Annotated in this window: 1 protein-coding gene; it reads right to left on the minus strand. The window is 68.2% G+C overall.

All coding sequences use genetic code 11. The features are described 5' to 3' along the window. Positions 1 to 2,154 (minus strand): glucans biosynthesis glucosyltransferase MdoH (mdoH, locus tag N878_RS18370; RefSeq protein ID WP_021445042.1); only part of this gene is annotated, 2,154 nt, incomplete at both ends.

Below are 2,154 nucleotides of genomic sequence, written 5' to 3' on the forward strand. Positions count from 1 at the left end.
CCGGGCCATGGCGCAGACCAGGGCGTTGTACAGCGGGTCGACCGCCGCGCGCAGGAAGCCCTGCTGCAGCGCCCGCGCACTGTTCAACCGTTCGTACTCGGCGGTATTGCTCAGCTCGCGCGGCACCTGGTGCTCCTCGGGAATCAGGAACAGCTTGCTGCGCCGCGCCGCCAGGCCGGGCGCGGTACGGCTGGTCAGCACCGACACCACCGGCGAAAGCACCAGGGATACGACGATGGGCGCCAGCCACCAGAGGAAGTCCGGGTTCAGCCAGCCGACCAGCGCCGTCCAGCCGATCCCCAGCAGCACCTGCGAGCCATGGCGGCGCCAGGCCTCGCTCCAGGGCGTGGCGTCATCCACCCGCTGCGGCGAATTCCACTGCACCGACCAGCCGAGGAAGGCTGCGGTGACGAACAGGCTGTGAAACAGCATGCGCACCGGTGCCAGCAGCACCGAGCACAAGGTTTCCAGCAGCATCGACAGCAGCACGCGCAGGCGCCCGCCATAGGCTTCCGCGCCCTGGATCCAGATCAGCAGCACGCTGAGCAGCTTGGGCAGGAACAACAGGGTCATGGTCGCGGAGAACAGCGCCACGGCCTCCATCGGCTGCCAGCGCGGCCACAGCGGATAGAGCTGGTTGGGCTGCAGGAAGTACTCCGGCACCATCAGCGTATGGATCGCCAGCAGGCCGGTGGACAGCAGCAGGAACAGCAGCCACAGCGGCGCCGACAGGTAGGACATGACGCCGGTGAGGAATACCACGCGGTGCACCGCGTGCATGCCGCGCACCAGGAACAGACGGAAGTTCATCAGGTTGCCGTGGCACCAGCGACGGTCACGCTTGAGCTCGTCGAGCAGGTTCGGCGGCAGCTCCTCGTAGCTGCCCGGCAGGTCGTAGGCGATCCATACGCCCCAGCCGGCGCGGCGCATCAGCGCGGCCTCGACGAAATCGTGGGAAAGAATCGCGCCGGCGAAGGCGCCGGTACCCGGCAGCGGAGCCAGGGCGCAGTGCTCGATGAAGGGTTTGACCCGGATGATCGCGTTGTGGCCCCAGTAATGCGATTCACCGAGCTGCCAGAAGTTGAGGCCGGCGGTGAACAGCGGGCCGTAGACGCTGGTGGCGAACTGCTGCAGGCGCGCATAGAGGGTGTCCATGCCCGAGGCCTTGGGCGCGGTCTGGATGATGCCGGCGCCGGGGTTGGCCTCCATCAGGCGCACCAGGCGGGTCAGGCATTCGCCGCTCATCACACTGTCGGCGTCGAGCACCACCATGTAGCGGTAGTTGCTGCCCCAGCGGCGGCAGAAGTCGTCGATGTTGCCGCTCTTGCGCTTCACCCGCCGCCGGCGACGGCGGTAGAAGATCTGGCCGAAGCCCTCCACCTCGCGACACAGCTCCAGCCAGGCCTGCTGCTCGGCGACGCAGATGTCCGGGTCGTTGCTGTCGCTGAGGATGAAGAAGTCGAAGTGATCGAGCTGGCCGGTTTCGCGCAGCGACTCGAAGGTCGCGCGCAGGCCGGCGAACACCCTGGGCACGTGCTCATTGGCGATCGGCATGACCAGCGCGGTGCGCGCCCGCGGCGAGATCGGCTCGTCGCCGCAGCTGCTGGCCGAGATGCTGTAGCGGTCGCGCCCCTTGAGCAACTGGAAGAAGCCCATCAGCGCGGTCCAGAAGCCCATAGACACCCAGCAGAACAGCAGGGCGAACAACGCCAGGATGCTGGTCTGCACCAGATACGGCAGGATCTGCCGCGCCGATTCCTGCCAGGGCTGCTCGAACACCAGGCCCAGGTCGACCAGCGACCAGCCCTGGTAGGGCAGCACCGACTTCATGTACCAGGTGGCGACCACCGTCTGCACCAGCATCAGCACCAGCAGCGCGCTGCGCCGCACGGCGGCGACATGGCGCCAGTGCGCCTCGCTGAAATCCTCGGCCTCGCGGGTGCGCGGTCGCGGCGCCGGCTGCTCGCCCTTCAGGCGGCGCCAGCCGCGCTGCAGAATATTGGTCTGCCAGGGCTCGGGCACCATGCGCGTGCGCTTGATCGGCGGGGTGGAATCGATGGCGGGACGGCCCTGGTGATCCTGCACGATGCGGCAGCCGCGTTCGAGCGCATCCGGCCAGCCGAGCGCCAGGCGCGCCGGCACCGAGTCGAGCAG

It is taken from the genome of Pseudomonas sp. EGD-AK9 (genome assembly GCF_000465935.2).
Lineage (GTDB): Bacteria > Pseudomonadota > Gammaproteobacteria > Pseudomonadales > Pseudomonadaceae > Aquipseudomonas.